We start from the raw sequence: 25749 nt of genomic DNA on the forward strand, positions 1-25749 counted from the left end.
AGGGGCGTCAGCTCTTAGCCGCTGGAGGGTGATATCGCTTTGCATGAATGGCGCCCTATCTTATTATTTAGCATAGGCGAATACAGTAGCGATATATGGGTAGGCTGGCCAGCGCCGATACCTTCCGCACACGCCGTTGGCCAGAGGCTTTACTGCTATTATCTGTAGCAAAAACTGCAACCAGATAGGGTTCATCTACCTTGAAAGCAATTGCCAACTTAATACAAAAGCGGCAATGCAATTAAGCCATCAGACGGACAAAGGCTTCATTTTCTTAGCCAGTTCATCGTCCAACTCATTGGCCCGCTTGGCTGCTGGCCTGCTTTCCATACGCTCTATGTAATGCTTAAACACCTCTTTTGGTGGGATATTCTCCTGCATTGTTTCCCACCAGAGATAACTGCTAACCAATATATCTGCGGCAGTAAACTGATCGCCGCAAATATAAGCGTTTTCACTGAGTACTTTTTCAAGCGTATTGATACTGTCTTCCACTTGGCCACAACCAACGGCCTGTACGTTGCTGCTGTCGATTTTCCAATTGTAGGCCTTTGCACTAGTAGCCATTTCAAACGGACCCGCCATAAAAAAAAGCCAGCGATAATAAACTCCACGTTCGGGAGATTGCGGGGGTGGTGAAAGCTTTTTATCCGGAACCTGATCCGCCAGGTACGCGCAGATAGCCGCCACTTCCGTCACAACAGTGTTGCCATGTTTGATGGCAGGCACCTTGCCCATGGGGTTTATGGCCAAGTAGTCCTCAGATTTCATCTCTGAATCGAACTCCATCGCCTTTACCGAGTAGTCTATGCCTACTTCTTCCAACATCCAGCGCACAACGCGCCCGCGGGACATAGGGTGGGTGTAAAACGTTAGCTCTGACATATTAGGCTCCTTTTTCAGTCAATTTTCCGGTGACACAAGGTACTGCCAGATCAGATTAGTTTGTTAATAGGTGAGAATCCGCCCTAAATAAAAGCAACAATGCATTTTTCTGCAAGACTTTAACGATGGCTTCAATAGGGAGGCAGTAATGGCAGGCCCCACAACACGCGTACTTGCGGTGCTTGAGTTGCTGCAAGCTAATGGCCAAATGGGCGGCGCTGAATTGGCCGAACGCCTGGGCGTGGATCGGCGCACTATACGGCGATACATTACGGCGCTGGAAGATATAGGCGTGCCGATAGTGACCGAGCAAGGGCGCTACGGTGGCTACCGATTGGTGGCTGGCTTCAAGCTGCCACCCATGATGTTTACCGACGAAGAGACATTCGCCGTTTCGTTAGGCTTATTGGCCGCTAGCCAGCTGGGACTAACAAACGCAGCGCCCGCCATTGCCAGCGTACAAGCGAAGCTCGAGCGAGTGATGCCAGCTAATTTAAAAAGCCGTGTTCGAGGCATCAGTGAGACCACTCAGGTGATCTTACCCCGGCGCGAACCCAGCCGTGATGACCGCGCCCTTGAGACGCTGACTAAAGCCACAGAGGTCATGCGAACCGTGGGGCTTACCTACCACTCCCCGCAGCATGATCCGATTGAGCGTCAGATCGACCCCTACGGGCTAGTTTTCCAACAAGGTAGGTGGTATGCCATCGGTTTTTGCCATCTACGGGGAGCCATGCGCTCATTTCGATTAGATCGTATCAGCGGCGTGCACCTACTCTCAGGTACCTTCATACGCCCCACCCGCTTTGATGCAGCCGATTTTTTGAGCGAAAGCCTCATGTCCTGGGGCCCCACTCATGAAGTATCACTGGTGCTACACATTGATCATGCCGCGTCCGCTGACTTTGAGAACCAATTTTTCTGTACAGGTCAGTTCGAACAGGTTGAAGGTGGACTACTGCTCCATACCCGCACGGATAGTTTCGAGTGGTTTGCCTATTGGCTGGCACAGCTCCCATTTCAATTTACCATCCTCAAACCAGACGGCCTCAAAGAGGCGCTTCGCGAACACGCCAACCATTTACTAGCAAGTTGTGAGAGCGCTTCACCATATTCAACAGATATGCCCTGAAACAGTCTAAAACCTGGGAGATAATGAAGGCGCTATTCGCCTGATTTTAAGGATAAGGCTTCTTAGCCTCTTAAGTGCTAGTCTGTTAATCAAATAACTTTTAATACAGACTCACAAATGCAACATTCATCAAGGCGCACACACCGTCTTGCATTGGCGACAATTGCCCCGCGAATTTTTGCCTTTTGCCATACCTTCGGACTCACCGTATGGATTGCCGTGGTAGAAGGTAGCGGCTGGACACTTATTCTGCCCGGGATTTTGCTGCTGCTATGGCCCGGTGTTGCCTATGCGCTTGCTGTAAGCGCCCAGAACTCCAAGCGTGCCGAGTTCAGAAATCTCCTCTATGACAGCCTGCTATTTGGTTTTTGGTGCAGCGTGCTGGATTTTTACGTTTTAGCCACCATCACCATTGGGCTTGCCTGTTTGATGAACAATTTAGTGGTCGGCGGAGTACGGAAGATGCTTATTTCAGCCGTACTTTTCACAACCGCAGCCTTGATTGGAAGCGCCTTAACGGGATTCAAGTTTCGCCCCTATGTGAGCAACAATTTAGACATCTACCAATGGACGGGGGCAGTCATCTATTTTCTAACCATAGGCCGCATAACGTACAGTCAGAATCGTCAGATCGGCCGCAGCATTGGCGAGATTCAGTTTCAGAACCGAGTCTTTCACGCGCTGCTTGATCTCGGGACGGTGGCAAATCGTGCGACCAATATCCATACCCTGCTAGATGACTCATTAAACCACCTACACTCCCATTTCCCCGACTACGGTTTTGCTGTTTTTGTACAAGAACGACAACGTTGTGAAGTGACACGCTACGCGGCTGTTGCGGGACTAAGCCCAAAGGATGAACAGCGTCTAAAGCATCTATTGGCCAGCGTTCATAGGCAAAGAGTACAGCCGGACACACGGCCACAAACAGACGAAGGCGAGAACCTATATGTCATGTCCATGGAAGGCCGTCTAAGCTTGTACGAAGGCTGGCTGATCATGAAAGCTCCCAGCCGAGAAGACGGCTTGGAGCAAATACTTTCCCTCTTTGCCGACCAACTTGCGGCCGCTACCGAAAATAAATTGCTACATTTGGAATTGAAGAAAACGGCTGAGCGTGACGGACTCACCGGCCTTTATAACCGAGGTTTCTTGGAAGCCGCGCTGCAAATGAGCATTCAAGGCAAGGCGCAGACGCCGAGCCTGGATTTTGCTGTATTGATGATGGACGTCGACAAGCTTAAGGAAGTGAACGACCATTATGGTCATATTGCGGGCGATCAACTGATTTCCAGCGTTGCCAAGTACCTGCAACTTCACTGCAGGGACAGCGACATACTTGCACGCTGCGGTGGCGATGAATTCGTCATTCTATTTCCTTCTGCCGACTTGACGGCAGCCAAGCGTATGGCCAACTTGATCAGAGACAATTTGCCTGAACAGCGTTGCATTATCGACACCGCTAGCGGTGAACGTGAAGAACTGACGCTTCATTTGAGCTTGGGATTCGCCAGCTCCAGCGAAGTGCCTGCCATACAGGTATTTGCTCTGGCAGACCAGCGCATGTACGAAGACAAGAACCAGCGCCGCAAGCAAAGAGTAGATGACTTGGGCACAGCGAGCTGGCCCCCCTTATAAAAACTTCCTCACAAACCACTGGCAAGCGGCTGCCCCCACTGATCGCCATGTACTAGTTCACTTAATGGCAAGCGAGAGCGCCAGCCTTTGGCTTCAAGCTCTGGTTGGTCTAAAAACTCGCTAACATAGCCAAGGCAGAGATACGCCAAGGGGTAAACGTGGTCAGGCAGATTCAGCGCCTTGCTCAGCTGCTCTTGGTCGAGAATGCTCACCCAACCAACGCCAATACCTTCTACCCGCGCAGCCAACCAGAGATTCTGTACAGCGAGACAAGTGCTGAAAAGATCGGTATCCACCATACTATTGCGCCCCAGCACGTGAGGCCCGCCCCGGCTTCGGTCACAGGTAATACAGAGATTAAGCGGGCTCTCCATAATACCTTGCAGCTTAAGGCTGCGATAATGCGCTTGACGCTCGCCTTCAAAGCGTTCGGCGGCCTTCTGATTCTCCTGCTCGAACATCGCCAGCACTGCTTCTCTGACGCTGCGACTTTCAATCACGATGAAATCCCAGGGCTGCATAAATCCCACTGAAGGCGCATGATGCGCGGCCTCCAAAAGGCGGGCCAGTACATCAGGAGGTATTCTGTCGGGCAGAAATTGCGAGCGCACATCGCGCCGCTCGTGTATGGCGCGGTAGAGCCCACGGCGCTCAGCATCGGAAAAACGGTGGTTCGAGGTGGTCATGGCGCTGATTGGGCCTTTTGCTGATCTGTTTTATAGACAGTAAGAGTCTACACGAGCTCAGCCTAGCCGCCATCTCAGCGGGTTTGTTTGGCGTAAAACGCCATCTTCGTCCCAGTCATCCCATCCGGTAAAGGGGATGGGCAGTTCGCTGTCCAAGTTTCTCAGACGATCTACCCAAGCCGCTTTGCAGACCTCTAGGTGACCAATGATGTCAGCTTCCTCTTGGTAACGAATACCGCCGCCCTGAATGCCGTAGCTCACCTGAGGCGCCAGCACGTCAAAGCCAACGTAGTACAACGATGCGTGTATGGGCCACAGCCAGTGCACCATATTGCCAGCTCGGCCAAAAGGCTGAAATGCTTTCTCCGGTGAGCCCGTGGTGACTGATAGCATCGCCTTCCTACCGCGATAGTAGCCTCTGTCGTAACGCATGCGGCTTGTATAGCGCCCGCCATACACCAACACCCGATCAAACCAGCCTTTCAAAATGGCAGGCTGGGCGTGCCACCATAAGGGAAACTGGAAGATCACCAAGTCAGCCCACTCCAACCGCGCCAACTCCCGCTGGATATCCTGCGGTAATGTGTTTTTCTCGTAGTGAGCCCGCTGCTCATTGAGGGGATAGAAGTAGTCCGACGCCACGGTGCTATGCGGATATTGCTCAGGGCGCTCCACCGGATCAAACTGCTCAGCATAGAGATCATCCACTTCCACTGTATGTCCCTCGCCCACCAGCTGTTCTACCGCCTCATCCACTAGGCCGCCATTAAACGACTTGCGTTCAGGATGAGCCAAGACGATCAACACATTCATTCTGCGCTTCCCCTATTGATTGGTTCAACGACAGACTAACCTGTTCAAATACGCTCAAACATTCGCGGAAAATGACAACTCAGTTTGCATGAATGAACAGCAAATAAGGTGGGACGAGCTAGCGATTGCAGAGGCGGGGTCGCTATCCGGCGCCAGCCGAGCGCTGTGTATCAGCCATGCCAACGTATTCAAGTGTTTAAGCGAGATGGAACAAAGTCTAGGCGTGACTCTTTTCAATAGTGGCTAAGTTGCCGCTACGACACACATCACTCCTGCTCCAATCCCGCCAAGAACTGTTTAAGCAGCTCATCGAGTTGCGCTCGTTGCTCTTCAGTTAGGCCGCTCACCAGCTGCGCCTGGGTTTCCACATGAGCAGCAACGGCTTCATCGATTAACTCGAATCCACGCTGGGAAAGAGAGATGAGAAAACCACGACCATCGTCGGGGTTTTTGACCCGCTTGATCAAACCCGCCTTTTCCAGTTGATTGATGCGGTGAGTCATGGTGCCTGAAGTCACCATGGTGGATGCCATCAAATCCCCCGGTGATAGCGCGTAGGGCGCCCCCTCACGGCGAAGAGTTGCCAGAACGTCAAAGCTCGCGTCAGTCAGACCGTATTTCGCCCAGGTCTTCTCCATTGCGCGCATTAAGGTGTGATTCAGCCGTTTGACCCGCCCGATGGTAGCCATCGGCGCTACATCGAGGTCAGGCCGCTCCTGCCGCCACTGTTTGAGAATGTTGTCTACATGATCCATGAGTGTATTTTGCGCTTAATTATCTTGACGTCAAGATTAATCACACATATCTTGATATCAAGACACTTCGAAACGGTACCAATGAGAACTACGCGAATGACATCATTAAGCACTACCCGCACACACTCACGCAAAAGAGCTTGGCTTGCCCCACTGGTGTATCTGTTATCCGGCGGCGCCTTGCTGGGTCTATCGACTAATTTGGCAAAACTTGCCGGTGACATTCAGCTACCGGCACTCGCTTTTCTGTTTTGGTCAATTTCAGGAGCGGCGCTTATTCTATTGGTTCTCGCGGCCTTCCGCGGCAATCTGCCGCCGGTTAACGTTCGCACCGTTGAGTATTACGCTATTTCAGGTCTGCTGGGCGTAGCGGGTGCCAACCTGCTTTTTTTCTCAGCTATCCCCCATGTGGGTGCGGGGTTCGTGGCATTAATCATCACTCTGCCACCGCTACTCACCTACATCGGCGCATTAGCGTTAAAAATGGAGCGGTTTCAGGTGTTGCGTGCGGCGGGGGTTATATCAGCCCTCGCGGGGGCCGTCACCCTGGCCTTCCATAAGCTTTCGGCGCCGGATGCCAATTACCTCTGGATTCTCCTCGCTTTAATTGGTCCCGTTCTGCTGGCTATCGGCAACATCTACCGAACCTTACGCTGGCCAGAAGGCGTATCCAGCGATGCGTTGGCGCCGGGGATGCTTATCGCAGCGGCCATCATTCTCCTCAGCGTGGGGTTTCTGCCTGGCTTCTCACTGAACGTTCCGACAGAACGTCCCCTGCCGTTCTTGCTGATGGCACTCCAGGCGATGGTCTTCGCAGGCCAGTTCTTACTGCTCTTCCTGCTACAGAAAAGCGGCGGCCCGGTGTTTCTGAGCCTATTGGGTTCCGTCGGCGCCGTGGTGGGCGTTCCGGTCGCCATATTGCTACAAGGAGAAACCGCTCCCGAAGGCTTACTGCTTGGCACCCTATTAATTGGAGCCGGAATTACCCTGCTCAACATTGGCAAAGCCAAACAACTTAACTAATGAACCCAAGAGAGATATATCATGAAAATTGCAATATTTGGTGCCGCTGGCGACGTTGGCAAACGCATTATGAATGAAGCATTAGCACGTGGTCATAACGTAACCGGCGTGGTGAGAACAGAGAGTCAGCTTAACAAACTGCCCGCTGAAGCCAGCCGCTGTGTCGCGGATATAGCGGACTCACACCAGCTAGCTCATGTTATTCAAGGACAAGACGTGCTGATCAGCGCCGTTCGCCCACCCGATGGAAAAGAAGCGACGCTGGTGGCGCTAACCCGTTCTCTAATGGCGAGTGCCCTTCCGGGTCAGCGAGTGCTCTTGGTAGGCGGAGCCGCACGATTGCTAATCCCCGGGCGCGCCGGTGATACGGTCTTAACAGCCCCCGATTTCCTTCCTGCCTCTGCGCTAGAAATTGCCAAGGCATGCCAAGCTCAGTATGAACTCTGCTTGGGTGAAACCAGCACAGCGTGGACTTACTTCTCCCCTGCCGCCATGCTCATGCCTGGAGAGCGTACGGGACGATATCGTCTTGGCACCGATACCCTCGTCGTGGACAATAACGGAGAATCTCGCATTTCAATGGAGGATTTCGCGGTAGCGATGCTTGATGAAGCAGAGACGCCCCAGCATATTCAGAAAGCCTTTACGGTAGGTTATTAATACAAAAATCGGCAAACTACCCCGTCATCCAACCTAAAAAAGTAAAGCGAGCGTCGGTAGGTTCCAGCAGCAGCACCGGCGCAATCTCTTGTAGTACTTAACAGTAAAGCCCCATTAATTTAACGGGTTAGAGTATGCTCCGCTCCATATAGTGAGTCCCACCCTCTGTTTTACGCACGCGAAACCCCATACGCTCGTATAGCGCTATTGCTGGGTTGATACAAAACACACGCAGCCGAAGTAAGCGGATGCCCGACTGTTGGGCGATTTCCTTCGTGTGGCGGATTGCCGCTGTACCTAAGCCTTGGCGCTGCCACTTCTGATCAATTTGTAGCTCTCGAATATAGTAAGCGGCTTCATCGTGATTTATGCATAACAACCCTACTGGGCTAGCGTTAATAACTAATTCGTAACTGTCTAACTCATCCCATTGTTTATCAAACAGGGCTGTATTCCAGCGCATATCCAACTGTTCGTAGTAAGCAGACATATTTTGGCGAATTAATTTTTCCGCGAACGCCTTGTCGTTAGTAGACCGAATAATAGGCGTCATATCTCGATATCCTAATGCTGCTTTCACGAACTTGTAGCAAGAAGTGCAGTGTTAGCTTGGGCTATTTCATACTGACTAAACACGTGCACACCATGTTCCCGAAGCAGTGCGGCTGTTACTCCCATACCCGGTACTTTTTTACCAGAGAAACTGCCGTCATAAATAGCGGTGCTTCCGCATGAAGGACTGAACTCAGCAAGCACTGCGATATCGATAGCGAATTTACGGCACAGGTTCAAAGCGATAGAGGCACCTGCTAAAAATTCATTGGTCACCTTGCCTCCATCGTTTTCGATAACATCGACCTCACCGTTTAAAACACCCTTACCACTGCCTTGGAAAATCTCCGCGGGCGGCCTGGGAATACTCATCCCCGCCTCAACTTCGGGGCAAACAGAAACGATTCGGCCTTCAGAACGCCACTGCTCAACGATCTGATCATCCACGGAAAGGGCGCCACCATCATAGCGAACCTGTTTACCCAAGAGACAGGCGCTCATTAATACTTTTCTCAAATCACCAATCTCCAATCTCCAATACGGTGATGAACTCAAGAGTGACGTTTTAACTGAATCGACCCAACTAGGAAAGCTCTTCTTGTCAGCCATTTAACTTTAGCTGCTTTCGGAAATACACTCGATTAAACCCCGCTTCATGCCGACACTCGCCCCTGACGTATCCTAGTTTGGGGTACATGGCGAGATTTTCTATCATGGCTTCATTCGTATAAAGTTCCACGGCTTCGTATCCCTTTTCCTCGGCTGAACATTCCACGTGATCGATCAATCGCTTCCCAATGCCGAGGCCACCATACTCGGGTAGTATGGCAACGTTTTCGAGGTGAAAATGATCGCCTTCGGGGTAGAACACAACATAGCCCACAAAATGTGAATCAAGGATAGCAACATCTATGTAGCCGTAGCCGACTAGGCTTGCGTAGTCTGCATGCATGGGCGCAGGTTCACGACCAATGCGACTGATGTACTTTGAATAGGCCAAACGAGCGCAGGACTGAATGTCTGTCAAATCGGTTACGAGTGCAGTGCGGATGTCGATTAAGGGCATATCGGCATAATCTCGATGGTATTGTGATTGTCGAACATCCAAGAGATCACAGCGGTAGCGTTTAATGCTTTGGACTTATCGCGTTTGCCGCCAATGACGCACCATTGCAATGCCTTCTTCATCCACTAAAAGTCAACATATATTGTTGCATTGCTCTCTTCTGGGCGCATAAAACAAAGCAAGCTGGCGGTTAGAACGAGTTCACACCGGGAAGATAAAGAGCGTCTATTATCAAACGAATCTGGTAATGTGGCTTCGTCAAATCAGGGCTACTACCGCTACCGTTTCGCCTCTTTAGCCAACCGGCTGTAGAGCGTGGATCGGGCAATGCCGAGTTGCTTTGCCGCTTGGGTCAAGTTACCTCCTTGGCGCGCTATTGTTTCTTTGATGAGAAGCTCTTCCGTTGTCCTGAGATCAGAAGTCGACGTATATTCTAGCCTATTCGTCGCTGAAGGGGCCTCTTGGTTCATACGAACCTCCTCGGGTAAGTCGTGCCATTCAATGCATTTCCCCGAAGCCATTAGCATCGACATTTCCAGAACATTGCGCAGCTCGCGCACGTTTCCGGGCCAATGGTAATGACTCAAGCAGTCCTGGGCCTCGCTCGACAGTGAAACGGGGGTTGTTCCCCGTTGCATGGCAAGCGTTCTGCACAGCTGCTCGGCGATCAACAGCACGTCGTCTCCCCGCTCGCGCAGAGGCGGAACCCTCAAGCGCAGCGTAGCAATGCGATAAAACAGATCCTGACGAAAGGTGCCCTTTTCCACTTCATTGGCCAGGTTGCGGTTGGTCATCGATACCAGACCGATGGCTACCCGCTTTTCCTGATGGCTGCCGATACGGTAGACGATACCGTCGTCCAGTACCCGTAACAGATACGGCTGCATACCGGGCGGCAATTCGCCGATTTCGTCAAGGCATAGAGTGCCACAATCTGCCACCTCGATCTTGCCGGCAGACGAGCGATCCGCACCGGTAAAAGCCCCCTTTTCATAACCGAACAGCTCACTGGCCATCAATTCACGGGACATCGCGCCACAGTTAATCGGGACGAACGAACCCGAGCGTGGCAATTCGTTGTGGATAGCACGCGCGAACAGCTCCTTGCCTACCCGCGTCTCGCCCTCGATCAGGATGGGGGGCACCACTCTGCGCCATCTTTCGTGCGGTCACACAAGTTTCCAGCATGATGTGACTTTCGCCGATGATATCTTCGAAACCGATGCTCCGTTGCGGCTGGATCAACCTCTTGGCAGGCGCCGCTGGAGAGGCATTGGGCAGAATGAGAATTAGCCGATCAGCTTCTGCTCCATCACTGGCTCACAGCGCACGCCGGGAATCACTTTTTCGATGAATTCAGTGAAACTCACTGAGGTCATCCTGATGCCGTCTTGGCCGAGATCCAACCTACCATTCTGACTGTCCAGCAAGCGGGGGCATCGATGACGAAGACCCCTTAGCGCTCGGTCAGTCGCGTACAGCACTTTCCCGCTGCGTGAAAGCGCGATTGTCGTATCGTTCAATCCCGTGAATCGCCTAGCCAGGAAGTAAAAACGTAAAAGATAATAATAGTTAAAGCTACGAAAAACTTACCAGCTCGTCTTCAGAACATACCAAAGCTCAAAATCTGCATTACCAGTTACAGCAGCAAGCACGGCTCGACCAATTAAATTTTTCGCCATTTATTAGCTGCATCTGCATGCACTTTTGCGTGATTGATCTAAATCAATTCAAGCCATTGTAATGGGACTACACTGAATATAGTTGATTGCTCCTTAACCATAGGTCGGAGACAACGCATGTCAGATGAAAAGCTCACTCCATCAAAGCCTGAAGAGGATCTAGCGACACGGTTCCCTACAGCCTACTCAATTCTCTTCCTGCTAATTATTCTTGTAGCGGCGCTGACCTGGATCATTCCTGCCGGGCAATACGAACGTACGATGAACGAAGAGGTCGGACGCGAAATTGCAGTACCTGGCACCTATGTAACGGTTGATTCAAACCCTCAAGGTTTTGTGGACATCATGCTGGCCCCCACGGCGGGTTTCTATGATCCCGACAGCTATGCCGCCAATGCCATCGACGTTGCCTTATTTGTGCTGTTTTTGGGTGGCTTCTTAGGCGTTATCAATGCTACCGGCGCAATCGACACGGGGATACGTAACGTGATGCATCGGCTGGAAGGCCGAGAGATCTGGATGATCCCCATCCTGATGACGCTGTTTGCCCTTGGAGGCACCACCTACGGCATGGCAGAAGAGACTCTGGCCTTCTATGCCATTCTAATCCCCATCATCATCGCTGCTGGCTATGATGCGATCACAGGAGTCGCCGTGATTCTGATCGGCGCTGGTATTGGTGTGCTGGGCTCCACCATCAACCCCTTCGCTACTGTCATTGCCTCTAACGCAGCGGATATTCCTTTTACAGATGGAATTGTACTTCGGCTGGTGCTGCTGATTGGCGGGCTGGTGATTTGTTCAGTCTACGTGATGCGCTACGCCAAACGCATTAAGTTGGATCCTGCTCGCTCCGTTGTGGCCAGACAACAGAATGCACACCGCAAACTCTTTCTACAGGGACACGACGAGCTGGAAAATTTTGATCTTTCAGGCACTCAGAAAATTACCCTTGTTATTTTTGCTCTGACCTTCATTGCGATGATTTGGGGCGTCTCGTCCCAAGGCTGGTGGATGGCTAGGATGGGCGCACTTTTCTTTGGTTCCGCCATTGTGATCGGCATCATCGCTCGGCTGGGCGAGAAAAAGCTGACCAGTAGTTTTGTCGACGGCGCCCGCGATCTGCTCGGCGTAGCCCTGGTCGTTGGTCTGGCACGCGGCATCGTGGTGATCATGGAACAAGGCATGATTGCCGATACCATCTTGCATAGCGCCGAAAGTACATTAGGTGGATTGCCTGAACTAACCTTTATCAATTTGATGTTCTGGATCGAGGTAGGAATGAGTTTCTTCGTACCCTCCTCATCCGGACTTGCCGTACTATCCATGCCTATTTTAGCGCCCTTGGGCGACTTTGCTGACGTGGGACGTGACTTGGTGGTAACTGCTTACCAATCAGCCAACGGCCTGGTTAATCTGATAAACCCGACCTTTGCCGTAGTGGTCGGTGGCCTAGCGATAGGCCGTATCTCTTATGACCGTTGGCTAGTATTTATCTGGCCTCTCCTTCTTATTTTGACTGTTTTTATCAGTGCAGTTATTAGCATTGGTGCATTTCTATAACCAGGGCAAAGGAGTATGCGACATGTCAGAACACACTTTGGGCGTTCACTCGGAAACTGGGACTTTACGGCAAGTTATCGTCTGCCGCCCTGGGCTAGCCCATAGAAGACTGACTCCCTCCAACTGCGATGCGTTATTGTTCGACGATGTCTTCTGGGTCAAGCAGGCACAGAAAGACCATGACGTATTCGCCGAGGTAATGCGTGAACGGGGTGTGGAGGTTCTGGACGTTAACGACCTGCTGGCGACAACGCTTGATATTCCCGAAGCACGTACCTGGGTTCTAGACCACCGTATTACCTGGAATCATATCGGGGTAGGCATGGTATCCGACCTTCGCGCATGGATGAACGAACTGCCGGGTAATACGCTGGCGAAATTTCTCATTGGTGGTTTGGAAGTAGGAGACCTGCCTTTCGACCCTTCAGGGCTGTTCGGTAACCATCTGGGGCCTCACGGCTTTGTGCTGCCGCCACTGCCCAACTTACTGTTCACCCGGGATAACAGCGCCTGGATTTATGACGGTGTCACCCTGAACCCTATGTACTGGGCTGCGCGCAAACCAGAGACGCTGCTAATGAGCGCGATCTACCGTTTCCATCCGAAGTTTGCCGGCAAGGTGAACGTGCATTGGGGCGACCCGCTTGAAGATCATGCGCTGGCGACCCTGGAAGGAGGGGACATCATGCCGGTGGGTAATGGTGTCGTGCTGGTGGGGATGGGGGAACGATCCTCCCCGCAAGCCATTGGCCAGCTGGCCAAGACGCTTTTTGCTAACGGCACTGCAGAACGGATAATTGCCTGCCAGATTCCCAAGACCCGTTCTGCCATGCACCTGGATACCGTGTTTACCTTCTGTGGCGGCAATGTAGTGACCACTTTCAAGGAAGTCGCAGATGAAATGGTTTGCTACGACCTGCGTCCGGGGGAAGGCAGCAAGCACCTGTCGTTCTTCCAGGACAGCCGCCCGCTGTTTGATGTTGTTGCCGATGTACTTGGTTACCCGTCCCTGGAAGTGGTCGCCACGGGTGGCGATACCCCTGCCGAACGGGAGCGAGAACAATGGAACGATGGCAATAACGTGCTAGCACTGAGTCCGGGGGTCGTCATCGGTTATGACCGCAACGACGATACCAATGCTGCGCTGGAGGCAGCCGGCATAGAGGTACTGGCCATACCCGGAGCGGAGTTGGGCCGGGGCCGGGGCGGCGGGCGTTGCATGAGCTGCCCGACAATACGAGATACAGTCTGACAAGGAAGGAGCAGAACCATGGCTTTCAATCTCAAGAACCGGCACTTCCTGACCCTGAGGGACTTTACGCCCCGAGAGATCAGTTTTTTGCTCAAGCTTTCCACCGACCTGAAAACAGCCAAGTACGCTGGCACCGAAGTACCGCAGTTGCAGGGCAAGGACATAGCGCTAATCTTTGAAAAGAACTCCACCCGAACCCGGGTAGGCTTTGAGGTTGCAGCGTTTGATCAGTGCGCCCGAGTAACCTATCTGGGCCCGACGGGCACCCATATCGGCCACAAGGAATCCGTCAAGGATACCGCCCGTGTGCTCGGCCGCGTTTACGATGCCATCGAATACCGGGGGTTCGGCCAGACGGTGGTTGAGGAGCTGGCACAATATGCCGGCGTGCCGGTTTACAATGGGCTGACCAATGAATTCCACCCTACACAGATCCTCGCAGACTTCCTGACCATGCAGGAAAATGTGGAAAAGCCGCTGCGGGATGTTGCCTTTGTATTTATCGGGGACGCTGCGAATAACATGGGCGACAGCCTGCTGATCGGCGGCGCCATGATGGGAATGGATGTGCGCTTGTGTGCGCCCAAGGCCTGTTGGCCCAGCGAGGCTATTCAGAATGAAGCACAGACCATTGCCAGTGAGACCGGCGCACGAATCATGATCACGGAAGACATCGATGCTGCGGTGGCAGGCGTGGATTTTGTCTACACCGATGTGTGGGTGTCCATGGGTGAGCCGAAGGAAAAGTGGGCAGAGCGAATCAAACTGTTGCAGCCCTACCAGGTCAATGCTGCCCTGATGGAGAAAACCGGCAACCCCCGCGTAAGGTTCATGCATTGTCTGCCGGCCTTCCATAACACCGAGACCACCATAGGCAAGGAAATACAGGCCGAGTTCGGCATCGATGCCATGGAAGTCACCGACGATGTCTTTGAAAGTCCCGCCTCTATCGTATTTGATCAGGCGGAGAACCGAATGCACACCATTAAGGCGGTGCTCGTCGCCACTCTTGGAAACTGATTCGAGGAGCATGACATGCTTGTAGTAGCAGCTCTGGGAGGCAATGCCCTGTTGCGGCGAGGGGAGCCCCTGACCGCCGAGGCCCAGCGCGCCAACGTGAAAATTGCCGCCGAATCATTGGCCGAAATCATCCGCGCCGGCCACCAGCTGGTAGTCACTCACGGCAATGGCCCCCAGGTAGGCTTACTGGCGCTTCAGGGCGCTGCCTATAAGCCGGACGAAGCTTATCCGCTGGATGTACTGGGCGCTGAAACAGAAGGTATGATCGGCTACATCATCGAGCAGGAACTGGAAAACGCCCTGGACCATAACAGACCTGTGGCCACCCTACTTACCCAGGTTCTGGTCGACAAGAATGACCCCGCCTTCAGCAATCCCACCAAGTTTGTCGGGCCAGTTTACGAAAGGGAAGAAGCCGAGACCAAAGCCGAAGCCGCCGGTTGGCACATCGCTCAGGATGGTGACAAGTGGCGGCGGGTAGTGCCTTCGCCCAAGCCCTTGGAGATACCCGACATGAGGGTGCTCCAGCTGCTGCTGGAACAGGGCGTTGTGGTGATCTGCGCCGGAGGCGGTGGCATCCCCATTCTTCGCCGAGAGAACGGCAGCATGATCGGCATCGAAGCCGTGATCGATAAAGACGCCGCCAGCGCACTTCTGGCCAGCCAGCTGGGCGCAGATGCCTTGCTCCTTCTCACTGACGTGGACGCCATCTACCGTGACTTCGGTAAGGACACCGCTGCACCTATCCATAAATTAACGCTGGATGAAGCTCGCAAGCTGGACCTGCCGGCTGGTTCTATGGGGCCAAAAATGGACGCCGCGTGCAATTTCGCTGAAAGCGGAGGCATCAGTGGTATCGGCCGTCTAGAGGATGCACTAGATATTCTTAAACTACGGGCGGGCACTTGTGTTGCTAGCTAACGCTTTTTACTGCTTATTGCAGACTTAATGAGGACGTGTACCTACCGAAGGACGCCTTCATCAGTTGTCACAGCCTCCGCCTTATAAAACCAATAGAGGTAAGCCACCAAGTCTGATGGCTCTTTTGATTCTCTCTTTACTCTGTTTAATCAATCCCCTACCCCAACTGAAACGGGTAGACCGAACCAATCTGCAGTAACTGCGTCAGTTCATCCAGTGCAACAAGCGACTCTTCCGCCAGCTGTGGATCGGCCAAATCGTCCGGGGCGAGGCGAACGCGATAGTGGCGCTCCACCCACGCGGTCAGGTCAGTGTACAGTGCATTGGTGAGCAGCACGCGGCCAGAGAGCGCTGCACGTTCGGCCTCCGTTAGCACCACGCGCAGGCGCAGGCAAGCGGGGCCACCACCGTTGCGCATGCTTTGTTTGACGTCTTTAACGACCACTTCACTGATCGGATTATTGCCCGCCAGCAGATAATCCTGAATGGTGCGCCATACCGCCTCGCGCTCCTGGCATTCGCCGGGCACTACCAGCGTCATGGTGCCATCCGGGTTGGAGAGCAGCTGCGAATTAAATAGATACGAGGCTACCGCATCCTCCATGCTTACCGCTTCCAAGGGCACGCGCACGGGAATCAGCGGGCTGGCCATTTTGGTGCGCAGCTCATCGAGCGTGCCTTCTTCATCCAGAAAGGCCATTTCGTGGTAGAGCAGCACGGGGCCATTGCCCACTGCAATGACGTCGTTGTGGAATACGCCCGCGTCGATGGCGTCCGGGTGTTGCTGGGCAAACACCGTTTGTGCGTCCGTTAGCCCGTGTTGGCGCGCCACCGCTTGGCTGGCCTCCAAGGTCTGTCGGGCAGGGTAACGCTTGGGTTCGCGCTCACCGCTACGCACGTCACCAAACGCCTGACGGCCATAGACAAATAGGTGAACACCGGGTTCGCCGTGCTCACCGCATAGACGGGTGTGATTGGCCGCACCCTCATCGGAAAAGGCTGGAGTAGCGGGCAGCACCGGGTGGTGGCAGAAGTGCTGTTCGTCACGAAAGATCGCTTTCAGCACACGTCCCGTGGTTTGCGGCTCCAGGTAGCGGTGAAAGCTGGACTGTAGATTCGCTGGTGTGAAGTGTACCCGACTATCGGGTGCATCAATGCTGGGAGTAATAGTGCCCGCGTTAGCCGTCCACATACTGGACGCCGAGCACACCGCCCGAAGCAGTTGCGGCGCTTCTTTAGAAGCACGAGCCAGCACCTCACCATTACTACCGCTAAAACCTAAATCGCGCAGTGCGCCAATATCGGGGCGCTGTTGGGGTGGCAGAACGCCCTGGGCATAGCCCGCGTCCATCAGCGACTTCATCTTAAGCAGCCCCTGCAGCGCGCCCTCCTTGGGATTGGAGACTAAGCCGCCGTGACTCATGGACGCGACATTGCCCACGGCCAACCCAGAGTAGTTATGGGTTGGGCCGACTAGGCCGTCAAAATTGACTTCCCTAACGCTGCTGAGATCGGCGGCACTCACAGGCTCACTCCCGGCGGCAGGGTCTCGGGAATCTCCAGGCTGTCAGCTTCCATGGAGGCGACTGGGTAGGCGCAGTAATCCGCCGCGTAAAACGCGCTGGGACGGTGGTTGCCGCTGTCACCCACACCACCAAAAGGTGCATCGCCGGATGCACCGGTGGTTTGGCGGTTCCAGTTGACGATTCCAGCACGAATACGCAGCAGGAAGTCATCCCAATCGGCTCGATCACCGCCAATTAAACCGGCGGAGAGCCCGTAGCGGGTGTTATTGGCAAGCTGTAGCGCTTCATCCCAATCGCGATAGCGGTGGATTTTCAGCAGCGGGCCGAAGTGCTCCTCGTCTGGCACATCAAGACCGGTCACATCAATCAGCGCGGGACTTAACAGGCTGGTGTTCTCTTTCAGGCGCTGCATGCGATTGATCACTATGCCCCCCATGGCCTCCAGCTCATCTTGAGCCTTGAGTAGGCCGTCCGCCGCCGCTACGCTGACCAAACCGCCATAGAACGGCGCAGGATTTTCTTCGAACTGGCCCGCCACGTGTAACTTGGCGATCGCCTCAGAAAGCGCATCGATCAATCGATCGCCTACTGCACCCTCCGGCACCATTAAGCGCCGCGCGCAGGTGCAGCGCTGGCCGCCGGAGAGGTACGCCGACTGCAGAATGGTCAATACCGCGGCACGCTCGTCGTCGACATCCTTCACTACCAGGGGGTTATTGCCGCCTAGTTCCAGCGCCAGAATTTTATCCAGTTGTCCGGCAAACTGCTGGTGCAGCATACCGCCCACTTTGGCGCTACCGGTAAACAGCAGGCCATCAATATCTGGGTTACCTGCCAGTGCCTGGCCTACCGGCACACCGCCCTGCACCAGGTTAATGACGCCTGCCGGAAGCCCGGCCTCTAGCCAGCACTGTAGGGTCAAATCCGCAGTAAGCGGGGTTTGGTCGCTGGGCTTGAAGACCACACAGTTACCCGCCAATAGCGCAGGCACCATATGGCCGTTGGGCAGGTGGCCAGGGAAATTGTAAGGGCCAAACACCGCCATCACACCATGAGGACGATGGCGCAGCACAGCGCTTGCACTACCCACCGCTTTTTCCCGTTCACCGGTGCGCTCGTTATACGCCTTAACCGACAGCGCCACCTTGCCCACCATGGCTCCCGCTTCGGTGCGCGCCTCCCAGAGCGGCTTACCGGTTTCAGAGGCAATCGCCACGGCCAGGTCTTCACCACGTGTTTTTAGCACCTCGGCAAATCGCTCGACAAGCGCCTGGCGCTCGGCAAAAGGTGTGCGCGCCCAGCCGGGGAAGGCACCGCGGGCGGCCTCTACAGCGGCTGCGACCTGCTTAGTACTGGCCGTCGCTGCTTGCCATAACGGCTGTCCGGAAACGGGATCGTGCTTGCTCAACGGCTCGGCGTCGCCTGCGACCCAGGCGCCATTGATCAGTTGCTGCTGTTGGGCGTGCATAAAACTCTCCTGTAAACGTCGCCTAGGTCTCGAGTAGCCTTAGGGTATCGCCGGTGGCAACGCCTAAGCGCTTCGCTTCTTGTTCGCTAAGCACGATGGTGTTGTCATCAGCAGGCGCGCGGCCTACCCAACTGGCGGTAAAGTGCAGCATCTGGGTGGTGGCGGCCAGCCAGCGGCTGACACTCTCTTCGCTGGCAGCGGCAGAAACTTCCACTTGGCAGAGCCGTGAGTTGCGAATGGCACGCACGTCATCAATGTACGCCTCCACCGTCGGGCCACCGTCAAAAATATCGATATAGCCTTCCCAGCGCAGCCCCTCTTTCTTAAGCATCTCCAGCGCCGGGCGGGTGTGGCGATGCACCTGACCAATACAGGCCCGTGCCTCTTCGGCCATAAAAGTCGTGTAAATGGGAAACTTAGGCATCAGCTCGCCAATAAAGCTCTTCTGCCCCAGGCCGGTTAGGCGGTCAGCTTCGCTGAAATCCATAGGGAAGAAGTGTTTGCCCAGGCTCTCCCAGAAAGGACTGGTGTTGTTTTCATCGAACACACCGCGCATTTCGGCTAATACTTTGTCGGGGAAACGGTCACGAAACTGGGCAATAAATAGCCAGCGTGCTTTGGAGAGCAGCGCACCGTTGCGCAAATGTTTGTTGGCTTCGCCGCGGTATTCCGGGCGTAGAAACAACGAGCACACTTCGGCGTCACCGGTATGGTCGGAGCTTAAAAACAGCGTATCGATGGTGCGGTGCAGATCCAGCTGAACCGAGGAGTGGGCCAAAGTGCCCAGCCGGTAGTTGTAGAACGGCACTTCGCGGCCAACCTGCCCCTCAATGGCGCAGCAGCCCGCCAACTCGCCGCTTACTTCATCCTCTAGCACAAAGAAATAAAGCCGGTCATCCACCGGGGTGCGCTCTTCAAAGGCGCTGGCAGCCGCTTCAATCTTACCGGCTAGAAACTCGCGGTTATCCGGCAGCGAGGTAAAACCAACCCCTGCCTGCTGCGCAAGCGCCTGAAGCCCATCCAGATCATCACGGGCAATGGGTCGAATGCGCATTACATTTCTCCTTCATCGAGCGCGTCTACCACGGTGGGGAGCGCTAGCGGTGCGGCGAGCACCGCACGCCCTTCCGTGACGCCCAACCGCTCGGCATGTCCTGCAGAGAGCATCAACTGGCCTGTGGGTGACAGCGCGTAGCGAGCGACGATGCAGCGAAACTCGCCAAGCTTTTGATTGGCAACCAGCGCGGGTTCAGCATCCGGTAAAGCGTGTTCAGGGCGAATGCGTACCGGGTGCCAGGCAGCACTGCAGAAGGTTTCCAACCGTTCGCGCTCGGCTTTGACGATCGGCCCGGCGTCGAAAATATCCACATGGCGAGAGCGCACAAAGCCCTCCGCCAGCATCTCTTCCAGCGCCTCTTCGTGGGCCGGGTGTTCCCTGCCAATCGCCGCCCGCGCTTGAGGCGTTAGCAGCGGCAAATAGAGCGGAAACTGAGGCATTACTTCGGCGATAAAGCTTTTCGAGCGCACCCCGGCAATGTGGTTAATATCCTGGAAACTGCGGGCGAAAAAGTGCCGCCCCACGCTTTCCCAGAACGGCGATTCACTGCGCGTATCCAAGTAGCCGGGAAACGCCACCGCCAGAATACGCGAAAAGCGCTCTGGGTATTGGGCGATAAACATCAACCGCGCCCGGCGTAGCAGGCTCTCCGCGCTGGTGCCTTTATAACGCGGGTTAAGCGAAAAGGCGCACAGCAGGGTAGCGTCCGAAACTTCATGGGAGAGCGCTAGCGTCTGCACTTCACGACGTACGTTCAACTGCTGGGAGGCGTGAATCAGCGTTTCCTGGCGGTAGGTGTAGTAGGCCTCATTGGCACCCGCCTGGGCACGTATGGTGGCGGTACCGAGCACTTCCTCGCGTGTGTCATCGGCGAGAACAAACGTATAGTGCTCGTTTTCTGGAAACTCGACGTCACCATTAAAGGCGTCTTGAGAGCGCGCAATGCGCTCCTGAAGCCGCTCACGGTTAGCAGGCAAGTTAGTAAGCTTAGGTACTGCATGCTCGGCTAATTGCTCAAGCGCCGTGAGATCAGACGCTTTAACGGGTCGAACTACCAGCATCCTCGATGCCTCCCCTTCAGTTAACACGATTGACGCAGCCTGTTGTTCACTCATGCTGCCGCAACTAATCGCTCAATCGCGCGCTCTAAGCGGGCCATGCCCTCGGCGATATCCGCTTCAGGAATGACCAGAGAAGGCGCCATGCGCAGTACGTTCGGCCCGGCGATCAGCGCCATCAAGCCCTCTTCAATCGCCAGCGGCAGTATGTCTTTGGCACGCCCTTCATAGGCATCCGACATCTGGGCACCTATTAATAAGCCCATACCGCGAATCTCTTTAAATACGCCGTGCTTGCGGTTAATGGTTTCCAGGTGTTCGCGGAACAGGTCATGACGATGCTTAACGCCTTCGAGCACTTCGGGAGTATCGATAAACTCCACCGCCGCCAGGGCAACGGCCGATGCCAGCGCATTGCCGCCGTAAGTAGAACCGTGGGTGCCAACCACCAGCGATTTAGCAACCGAGTCGATTGCCAGCATGGCGCCAATGGGGAAACCGCCGCCCAGGGATTTGGCACTGGTTAGAATGTCCGGCGTAATACCGTAGTTCTTATAAGCGTAGAGTTCGCCACTACGACCCACGCCGGTTTGTACTTCGTCAAAAATCAGCAGCGCATTGTGCTCGTCGCAGAGATCGCGCAGCCCTTGGAGGAATTGTTGGGTGCCGGGCACGATACCGCCCTCGCCCTGCATGGGTTCAACCATAATTGCGCAGGTGTCGTCGCCAACCAGCTTGCGCACGCTTTCAAGGTCATTGTAATCGGCGTGGAGGATACCGCCGGGAACTGGCCCAAAACCCTGGGAGTACTTCGGCTGGCCACCCACGCTAACGGTGAAGAAGGTGCGACCATGAAAAGATTGATAGAACGAGATGATTTTATCTTTGTGCTCACCGTGATTATCCACCGCCCAGCGGCGCGCCAGCTTAAGCGCAGCTTCGTTAGCTTCACCGCCGGAGGAGCATAAGAACACCTTATCGGCGAAGGTGCGCTCGACCAGCGTCTTGGCCAGGTTCAGCGCTGGCTCGTTGGTATATACGTTGGAGAGGTGCCACAGCTTCTCGCCCTGCTCTTTGAGCGCATTGACCAGTACTGGATGGCAATGACCAAGGGAGTTAACCGCGATGCCCCCGGCAAAGTCGATATATTCACGGCCCTGTTGATCCCACAAGCGGCTACCTTCACCACGCACGGGAATGACCTGCTGTGGTGAGTAGTTGGGCGTCATGTAGTGGTCGTAATCTTGACGGCTTGGGGTATGGCTCATGGGTCGCTAGCTCCAGTGGAGGAAAGTAGTAACAACAGTATAAGGTGGTAAAGAGTCCAAGCGCTTTCAGCAATGGGACGGCAAATTATGAATAGCGGCGTCTCGGCGTATCACTGAACCGCCTTGAAGAACTCTAAAAGAGCCCCATACTTATTAGCAAGCTATGCGGTTATTCGCTGAGCTGCGTTGCATAGTGATGAGCACCGACACTCAGGATGAGAGGAGACCAGCGTATGCAGATTGATCTAAGCGGCAAACACGCCATTATCACGGGTTCTACAGCGGGCATTGGTTTTGCAATTGCTCAAGGGCTCGCCAAGGCAGGCGCTGACGTGGTTATAACAGGGCGTACCCAAGCACGTGTTGATGGCGCCATCAGCGCACTTAAAAAAGACACTCCCAATGCCAAGGTAGAAGGCGTGGCGGCTGATCTCGGCACCGCTGAAGGTTGCCTAACGCTTATTAAACAGCAACCCAGCGCGGATATCCTGATCAATAACGTAGGCATTTTCGCCCCGCAGGACTTTTTTGATGTAGATGACGCTACGTGGCAGCAATTTTTCGATATTAATATCATGAGCGCGGTGAGGCTTTCCCGTCACTACGCCCAGGGCATGCGCGAGCGCGACTGGGGCCGCATACAGTTTATCTCCAGTGAGTCGGGGATCAACATCCCTAGTGAAATGGTGCATTACGGCATGACCAAATCGGCGCTGCTCTCCGTCTCTCGCGGGCTGGCCAAAGTGCTCAGCGGCACCCAGGTCACCGTAAATGCCATTCTACCTGGGCCGACCCGTTCAGAAGGCGTGATCAAGATGATGGAGGAAATGGCGGAAAAAGAGGGCATCTCTCAGCAAGAGATGGAAGAACGCTTTGTTAAAGAGAACCGCCCCTCTTCAATTATCCAGCGCTTAGCAACACCCGAAGAAGTCGCGAGTATGAGCGTCTACGCCGCTTCTCCCCAAGCCAGTGCAACCAGCGGGGCGGCACTGCGTGTGGAAGGTGGCATTGTGGATACATTAACCTGAATCTTTCTAACCCAGGCGCTCTTCTCTCGGCGTCATGCCGAAATGGTGACGGTAGGCGGTAGAAAAGTGCGCGCCTGAGGAAAATCCCGTGGCAAACGCAATATCGCCTACCGGCCGGTCACTATCGCGAAGCTGTTTGCGCGCCTCTTGTAAGCGTAAATCCAGGTAGTAGCGACTAGGGACCGCCTGCAGATACTTCTTAAATAGCCGCTCCAACTGACGCCGAGAGATACCCAGATGTTCGGCCAGTTCCAGGGTCGAAAGCGGCTCCTCAATATTGGCTTCCATCAGCGTGACAGCCTCCACCAGACTTTGCGGCGCATGCCCCAGGCGGCTACGCAGCGGCACATGCTGGCGCTCATCTGCCAAGCGGATGCGGTCGCAGACAAACTGCTCAGACACCTGCTCCGCCAAGCGCGCACCGTGATGCTGGCCAATCAGCGTGAGCATCAAATCCATGGCCGCGGTTCCCCCCGCGCAGGTCAGCCTGTCGCGATCAATTTCAAACAGCTGTTGAGAAAGCGTCACTTGCGGATAGGCTTGAGCAAAGGCCTCAAAACGCTGCCAGGGCAGCGTCGCACGATAGCCTTCAAGCAGCCCACAGCGCGCCAACACTTCCGTGCCCCCTGCCAACCCACCCAGTGCTACACCGCGCCCCTGGTGCCCACGCAGCCACTCATTCAACTTTGCGGGTAACGTATAGGGCAGCGGTGTTGGTGCGCATATCAACAGCAGGTCAAGCGGGCCTAATGCAGTACTTAAGGCGTGCTGAGCAATGAGCGAAAGCTGAGCACCGCTGCGCACGGGCTCGTCATTGAGACTTAATGTGACGGTGTGGTAAAGCATCTGCCCACTCAGCTGGTTAGCCATTTGTAGCGGCTCCAGCGCGCTGGCGTGGGTCAATAACGAAAAACCTGGTAGCAGCAGAAAGGCCACCCGCCGACGCGGTAGCGCTGCCTGTGAGGCTAACGGGTTGGGCTGCATGATAACTGATTGAGTTGCATGAAAAGATGCATGAAAGACCGCCATCGACATAGATAAACGATCATCTTACCCAATTGCGTAGAGGATGGCAGCGTTATGACCACTGCAACAAAAACGTGACGCATGAATGCAAATTGCCGGGCGCAAGGCCCGGCAAAAAAGAGAGAATGGTTAAGTACTAATTACCGCGGTTAATAATGCCTAACACGACGATACTAACCACAATCACGCCGACAATGATCACCACTATCGGGAGTAACTTATACAGCCCGCCTGGCCGCTTCTTGGCTTCAGGCTGTAGATGCGGTTTTGAGGTTTCATAATCCTCAGGTATTCGCTCATTGATAATATGCTGCTTCTCTTCTTCCGGGGTTTTGCTTTCCCTAGTGTCCATAAACACCTCCAGCGTTCCGGTCGAATTGGGCGGCGCTACCGCCTCTGTGAATGGCTTACAGATTCACGACATCAAACGTAACCTCTGGATTGACGTCGGCATCGTAATCGACATCGTCACGCTCAAAGCCAAACAGCTTCAAGAATTCGTGCTTATAACCAGCATAGTCGGTAATCTCGAATAAGTTTTCGGTCGTCACTTCCGGCCACAGATCCTGGCACGCTTGCTGAACGTCATCGCGCAACTCCCAGTCATCCAAACGCAGGCGCCCTACCTCATCAGTTACCATTTCACCGCGCTTGCCTTGGGCTGAGTAGAGCTGCTCACCGAATAGACGGTTCAATTGATCGATTGTGCCTTCGTGCAGACCCTGCTCTTTCATGATGCGGTAGACCATGGCGATATACAGCGGCATTACCGGAATGGCCGCGCTCGCTTGGGTGACCACCGACTTGAGTACCGCCACATTGGCACCGCCACCGGTCTCTTTCAGCTTGGCGTCGATAGCCGCGGCAGCGCGGTCAAGGTCTTCCTTGGCTTTACCCAGCGCACCGTGCCAGTAGATCGGCCAGGTGATTTCAGTGCCGATATAGCTAAACGCCACGCTACGCGCACCTTTTGCCAGCACACCTGCTTGGTCAAGTGCTTCCATCCACAGTTCCCAATCTTCGCCACCCATTACCGTAATGGTGTCGTCGATTTCCTGCTGGGTGGCTGGCTCTACTTCTGCTTCAATAATCGCGTCTTTATTGGTATCGATAGCAGTGGCGCGGTAAGTTTCGCCAATTGGTTTGAGGCTCGAACGCTTAAGCTCGCCGCTATCCGGCAGCTTGCGAACGGGTGATGCCAGCGAGTACACCACCAGATCGATCTCGCCCATGTCCTGCTTGATCAGTTCAATGGCTTTTTCCCGCGCTTCATGGGAAAACGCATCGCCGTTAATCGACTTGCTATACAGCCCTTCCTGCTTGGCAAACTTATCGAAGGCGGCACTGTTATACCAGCCTGCGGTGCCGGGTTTCTTATCGGTGGCAGGCTTTTCAAAGAAAACGCCCAAGGTGTCGGCGCCGTAGCCAAACGCTGCGGTAATACGTGCTGCCAACCCATAGCCACTTGAAGCCCCAATGACGAGTACTTTTTTTGGGCCAGCCTGCTTATCCAAACCGCGAGCACGGGTCGCTTCAATCTGTTCGCGAACGTTCTGCTCGCAGCCGATGGGATGAGTAGTGGTACAAATAAAGCCGCGTACTTTGGGTTTAATAATCACAGAGAACCTCTTTATCGGATTGATTTAGCTTTTAATATCGTAACTGGCAAC

27 protein-coding genes are annotated in these 25749 nt (G+C 54.3%); 10 read left to right on the top strand and 17 right to left on the bottom strand.

Going from position 1 to position 25749, the window contains the following annotated elements:
* Positions 1-249: 249 nt before the first annotated feature.
* A complete protein-coding gene (locus RO22_RS10175; RefSeq protein WP_041158265.1) occupies positions 250-885 on the bottom strand; it encodes a glutathione S-transferase family protein in 636 nt (211 codons plus the stop codon).
* A 148-nt stretch (positions 886-1033) separates the two neighbouring features.
* Between RO22_RS10175 and RO22_RS10180 the strand changes: the two genes are divergently transcribed.
* Both RO22_RS10180 and RO22_RS10185 read left to right on the top strand, forming a co-directional pair.
* A complete protein-coding gene (locus tag RO22_RS10180; protein WP_041158266.1) occupies positions 1034-2017 on the top strand; it encodes a helix-turn-helix transcriptional regulator in 984 nt (327 codons plus the stop codon).
* A 117-nt stretch (positions 2018-2134) separates the two neighbouring features.
* Positions 2135-3655, top strand: a complete 1521-nt coding sequence (locus RO22_RS10185; protein WP_041158267.1) for a GGDEF domain-containing protein — start codon at positions 2135-2137, stop codon at positions 3653-3655.
* 8 nt (positions 3656-3663) lie between these two features.
* Here RO22_RS10185 and bluB read toward each other — a convergent pair whose 3' ends face one another.
* Both bluB and RO22_RS10195 read right to left on the bottom strand, forming a co-directional pair.
* Positions 3664-4341, bottom strand: a complete 678-nt coding sequence (gene bluB / locus RO22_RS10190) for a 5,6-dimethylbenzimidazole synthase (protein WP_009288193.1) — start codon at positions 4339-4341, stop codon at positions 3664-3666.
* Positions 4342-4398: 57 nt separating this feature from the next.
* Complete coding sequence (locus tag RO22_RS10195; RefSeq protein WP_027960019.1) at positions 4399-5154, bottom strand: NAD(P)H-dependent oxidoreductase; 756 nt, start codon at positions 5152-5154, stop codon at positions 4399-4401.
* An 88-nt stretch (positions 5155-5242) separates the two neighbouring features.
* On the opposite strand from RO22_RS10195, the gene RO22_RS24120 reads away from it, so the two are divergent.
* Positions 5243-5401: a LysR family transcriptional regulator gene (locus RO22_RS24120; protein WP_223828122.1), complete on the top strand. Its 159-nt coding sequence runs from the start codon at positions 5243-5245 to the stop codon at positions 5399-5401.
* A gap of 19 nt (positions 5402-5420) precedes the next feature.
* On the opposite strand, the gene RO22_RS10200 is transcribed toward RO22_RS24120, so the two are convergent.
* Positions 5421-5909: a MarR family winged helix-turn-helix transcriptional regulator gene (locus RO22_RS10200; protein WP_027960018.1), complete on the bottom strand. Its 489-nt coding sequence runs from the start codon at positions 5907-5909 to the stop codon at positions 5421-5423.
* Positions 5910-6005: 96 nt separating this feature from the next.
* Here RO22_RS10200 and RO22_RS10205 point away from each other — a divergent pair, with 96 nt between their 5' ends.
* Positions 6006-6932: a DMT family transporter gene (locus tag RO22_RS10205; RefSeq protein WP_027960017.1), complete on the top strand. Its 927-nt coding sequence runs from the start codon at positions 6006-6008 to the stop codon at positions 6930-6932.
* 21 nt (positions 6933-6953) lie between these two features.
* Positions 6954-7592, top strand: coding sequence for an NAD(P)-dependent oxidoreductase (locus RO22_RS10210; protein ID WP_027960016.1), 639 nt, complete (start codon positions 6954-6956; stop codon positions 7590-7592).
* Between the two features lie 127 nt (positions 7593-7719).
* On the opposite strand, the gene RO22_RS10215 is transcribed toward RO22_RS10210, so the two are convergent.
* The 5 genes from RO22_RS10215 to RO22_RS24430 form a co-directional block, all read right to left on the bottom strand.
* Positions 7720-8145 carry a GNAT family N-acetyltransferase gene (locus tag RO22_RS10215; protein ID WP_027960015.1) on the bottom strand — a complete coding sequence of 142 codons (426 nt, stop codon included), beginning with the start codon at positions 8143-8145 and terminating at the stop codon, positions 7720-7722.
* Positions 8146-8168: 23 nt separating this feature from the next.
* Complete coding sequence (locus RO22_RS10220) at positions 8169-8675, bottom strand: DUF523 domain-containing protein (protein WP_009288192.1); 507 nt, start codon at positions 8673-8675, stop codon at positions 8169-8171.
* 70 nt (positions 8676-8745) lie between these two features.
* The gene (locus RO22_RS10225) at positions 8746-9210 is read right to left on the bottom strand and encodes a GNAT family N-acetyltransferase (RefSeq protein ID WP_027960013.1); all 465 of its coding nucleotides are present in this window, start codon (positions 9208-9210) and stop codon (positions 8746-8748) included.
* A gap of 278 nt (positions 9211-9488) precedes the next feature.
* Positions 9489-10358, bottom strand: coding sequence for a sigma 54-interacting transcriptional regulator (locus RO22_RS10230; protein WP_009288190.1), 870 nt, complete (start codon positions 10356-10358; stop codon positions 9489-9491).
* 141 nt (positions 10359-10499) lie between these two features.
* A complete protein-coding gene (locus tag RO22_RS24430; protein WP_152618902.1) occupies positions 10500-10733 on the bottom strand; it encodes a hypothetical protein in 234 nt (77 codons plus the stop codon).
* Positions 10734-11009: 276 nt separating this feature from the next.
* Between RO22_RS24430 and RO22_RS10235 the strand changes: the two genes are divergently transcribed.
* Genes RO22_RS10235 through arcC form a run of 4 tightly spaced genes read left to right on the top strand, consistent with a single transcriptional unit; the run spans position 11010 to position 15648 of the window.
* Positions 11010-12455, top strand: coding sequence for a YfcC family protein (locus RO22_RS10235; protein ID WP_009288189.1), 1446 nt, complete (start codon positions 11010-11012; stop codon positions 12453-12455).
* A gap of 22 nt (positions 12456-12477) precedes the next feature.
* Entirely contained in the window at positions 12478-13707 is a 1230-nt protein-coding gene (locus tag RO22_RS10240) for an arginine deiminase (protein WP_027960012.1), read from the top strand.
* Between the two features lie 18 nt (positions 13708-13725).
* Positions 13726-14727, top strand: a complete 1002-nt coding sequence (gene argF, locus RO22_RS10245; RefSeq protein WP_009288187.1) for an ornithine carbamoyltransferase — start codon at positions 13726-13728, stop codon at positions 14725-14727.
* 15 nt (positions 14728-14742) lie between these two features.
* Entirely contained in the window at positions 14743-15648 is a 906-nt protein-coding gene (gene arcC / locus RO22_RS10250; protein WP_009288186.1) for a carbamate kinase, read from the top strand.
* Between the two features lie 157 nt (positions 15649-15805).
* Here the strand turns inward: arcC and astB are convergent, their stop codons facing one another.
* The 5 genes from astB to RO22_RS10275 are packed head-to-tail and all read right to left on the bottom strand — an operon-like array spanning position 15806 to position 22025.
* Entirely contained in the window at positions 15806-17173 is a 1368-nt protein-coding gene (gene astB, locus RO22_RS10255) for an N-succinylarginine dihydrolase (RefSeq protein ID WP_041158268.1), read from the bottom strand.
* On the bottom strand, positions 17170-18642 hold the full coding sequence (gene astD / locus RO22_RS10260; protein WP_027960010.1) for a succinylglutamate-semialdehyde dehydrogenase: 1473 nt from the start codon (positions 18640-18642) through the stop codon (positions 17170-17172). The genes astB and astD overlap by 4 nt, the downstream gene beginning before the upstream one ends.
* A gap of 22 nt (positions 18643-18664) precedes the next feature.
* Positions 18665-19696 carry an arginine N-succinyltransferase gene (astA, locus tag RO22_RS10265; RefSeq protein WP_041158269.1) on the bottom strand — a complete coding sequence of 344 codons (1032 nt, stop codon included), beginning with the start codon at positions 19694-19696 and terminating at the stop codon, positions 18665-18667.
* Positions 19696-20760, bottom strand: coding sequence for an arginine N-succinyltransferase (locus tag RO22_RS10270; protein WP_041158270.1), 1065 nt, complete (start codon positions 20758-20760; stop codon positions 19696-19698). Before RO22_RS10270 ends, astA begins: the two co-directional genes overlap by 1 nt.
* 50 nt (positions 20761-20810) lie before the next feature.
* Positions 20811-22025, bottom strand: coding sequence for an aspartate aminotransferase family protein (locus RO22_RS10275; RefSeq protein WP_041158271.1), 1215 nt, complete (start codon positions 22023-22025; stop codon positions 20811-20813).
* 233 nt (positions 22026-22258) lie between these two features.
* Between RO22_RS10275 and RO22_RS10280 the strand changes: the two genes are divergently transcribed.
* On the top strand, positions 22259-23053 hold the full coding sequence (locus tag RO22_RS10280) for an SDR family NAD(P)-dependent oxidoreductase (RefSeq protein WP_041158272.1): 795 nt from the start codon (positions 22259-22261) through the stop codon (positions 23051-23053).
* Positions 23054-23059: 6 nt separating this feature from the next.
* Here RO22_RS10280 and RO22_RS10285 read toward each other — a convergent pair whose 3' ends face one another.
* The 3 genes from RO22_RS10285 to fabV all read right to left on the bottom strand — a co-directional run bounded on the left by RO22_RS10285 (position 23060) and on the right by fabV (position 25698).
* Positions 23060-24037: a GlxA family transcriptional regulator gene (locus RO22_RS10285; protein ID WP_171051191.1), complete on the bottom strand. Its 978-nt coding sequence runs from the start codon at positions 24035-24037 to the stop codon at positions 23060-23062.
* Between the two features lie 178 nt (positions 24038-24215).
* Positions 24216-24431: a hypothetical protein gene (locus RO22_RS10290; RefSeq protein WP_022522490.1), complete on the bottom strand. Its 216-nt coding sequence runs from the start codon at positions 24429-24431 to the stop codon at positions 24216-24218.
* Between the two features lie 55 nt (positions 24432-24486).
* A complete protein-coding gene (fabV, locus tag RO22_RS10295; protein ID WP_009288181.1) occupies positions 24487-25698 on the bottom strand; it encodes an enoyl-ACP reductase FabV in 1212 nt (403 codons plus the stop codon).
* Positions 25699-25749 lie beyond the last annotated feature (51 nt).

The sequence above is a fragment of the Halomonas sp. KHS3 genome, assembly GCF_000830495.1.
Taxonomy (GTDB): Bacteria; Pseudomonadota; Gammaproteobacteria; order Pseudomonadales; family Halomonadaceae; genus Vreelandella; species Vreelandella titanicae.

Bases quoted from the DNA above. Each gene is read 5' to 3' on its own strand.
- RO22_RS10270 (WP_041158270.1), bottom strand. From the start codon at position 20,760: ATGCTGGTAGTTCGACCCGTTAAAGCGTCTGATCTCACGGCGCTTGAG.
- bluB (WP_009288193.1), bottom strand. From the start codon at position 4,341: ATGACCACCTCGAACCACCGTTTTTCCGATGCTGAGCGCCGTGGGCTC.
- RO22_RS10215 (WP_027960015.1), bottom strand. From the start codon at position 8,145: ATGACGCCTATTATTCGGTCTACTAACGACAAGGCGTTCGCGGAAAAA.
- RO22_RS10195 (WP_027960019.1), bottom strand. From the start codon at position 5,154: ATGAATGTGTTGATCGTCTTGGCTCATCCTGAACGCAAGTCGTTTAAT.
- RO22_RS24120 (WP_223828122.1), top strand. From the start codon at position 5,243: ATGAATGAACAGCAAATAAGGTGGGACGAGCTAGCGATTGCAGAGGCG.
- RO22_RS10275 (WP_041158271.1), bottom strand. From the start codon at position 22,025: ATGAGCCATACCCCAAGCCGTCAAGATTACGACCACTACATGACGCCC.
- RO22_RS10240 (WP_027960012.1), top strand. From the start codon at position 12,478: ATGTCAGAACACACTTTGGGCGTTCACTCGGAAACTGGGACTTTACGG.
- RO22_RS10180 (WP_041158266.1), top strand. From the start codon at position 1,034: ATGGCAGGCCCCACAACACGCGTACTTGCGGTGCTTGAGTTGCTGCAA.
- astD (WP_027960010.1), bottom strand. From the start codon at position 18,642: ATGCACGCCCAACAGCAGCAACTGATCAATGGCGCCTGGGTCGCAGGC.
- RO22_RS10205 (WP_027960017.1), top strand. From the start codon at position 6,006: ATGACATCATTAAGCACTACCCGCACACACTCACGCAAAAGAGCTTGG.
- RO22_RS10175 (WP_041158265.1), bottom strand. From the start codon at position 885: ATGTCAGAGCTAACGTTTTACACCCACCCTATGTCCCGCGGGCGCGTT.
- RO22_RS10235 (WP_009288189.1), top strand. From the start codon at position 11,010: ATGTCAGATGAAAAGCTCACTCCATCAAAGCCTGAAGAGGATCTAGCG.
- arcC (WP_009288186.1), top strand. From the start codon at position 14,743: ATGCTTGTAGTAGCAGCTCTGGGAGGCAATGCCCTGTTGCGGCGAGGG.
- RO22_RS10210 (WP_027960016.1), top strand. From the start codon at position 6,954: ATGAAAATTGCAATATTTGGTGCCGCTGGCGACGTTGGCAAACGCATT.
- astA (WP_041158269.1), bottom strand. From the start codon at position 19,696: ATGCGCATTCGACCCATTGCCCGTGATGATCTGGATGGGCTTCAGGCG.
- RO22_RS10280 (WP_041158272.1), top strand. From the start codon at position 22,259: ATGCAGATTGATCTAAGCGGCAAACACGCCATTATCACGGGTTCTACA.
- RO22_RS10285 (WP_171051191.1), bottom strand. From the start codon at position 24,037: ATGCAGCCCAACCCGTTAGCCTCACAGGCAGCGCTACCGCGTCGGCGG.
- RO22_RS10225 (WP_027960013.1), bottom strand. From the start codon at position 9,210: ATGCCCTTAATCGACATCCGCACTGCACTCGTAACCGATTTGACAGAC.
- argF (WP_009288187.1), top strand. From the start codon at position 13,726: ATGGCTTTCAATCTCAAGAACCGGCACTTCCTGACCCTGAGGGACTTT.
- RO22_RS10185 (WP_041158267.1), top strand. From the start codon at position 2,135: ATGCAACATTCATCAAGGCGCACACACCGTCTTGCATTGGCGACAATT.
- RO22_RS10200 (WP_027960018.1), bottom strand. From the start codon at position 5,909: ATGGATCATGTAGACAACATTCTCAAACAGTGGCGGCAGGAGCGGCCT.
- RO22_RS10290 (WP_022522490.1), bottom strand. From the start codon at position 24,431: ATGGACACTAGGGAAAGCAAAACCCCGGAAGAAGAGAAGCAGCATATT.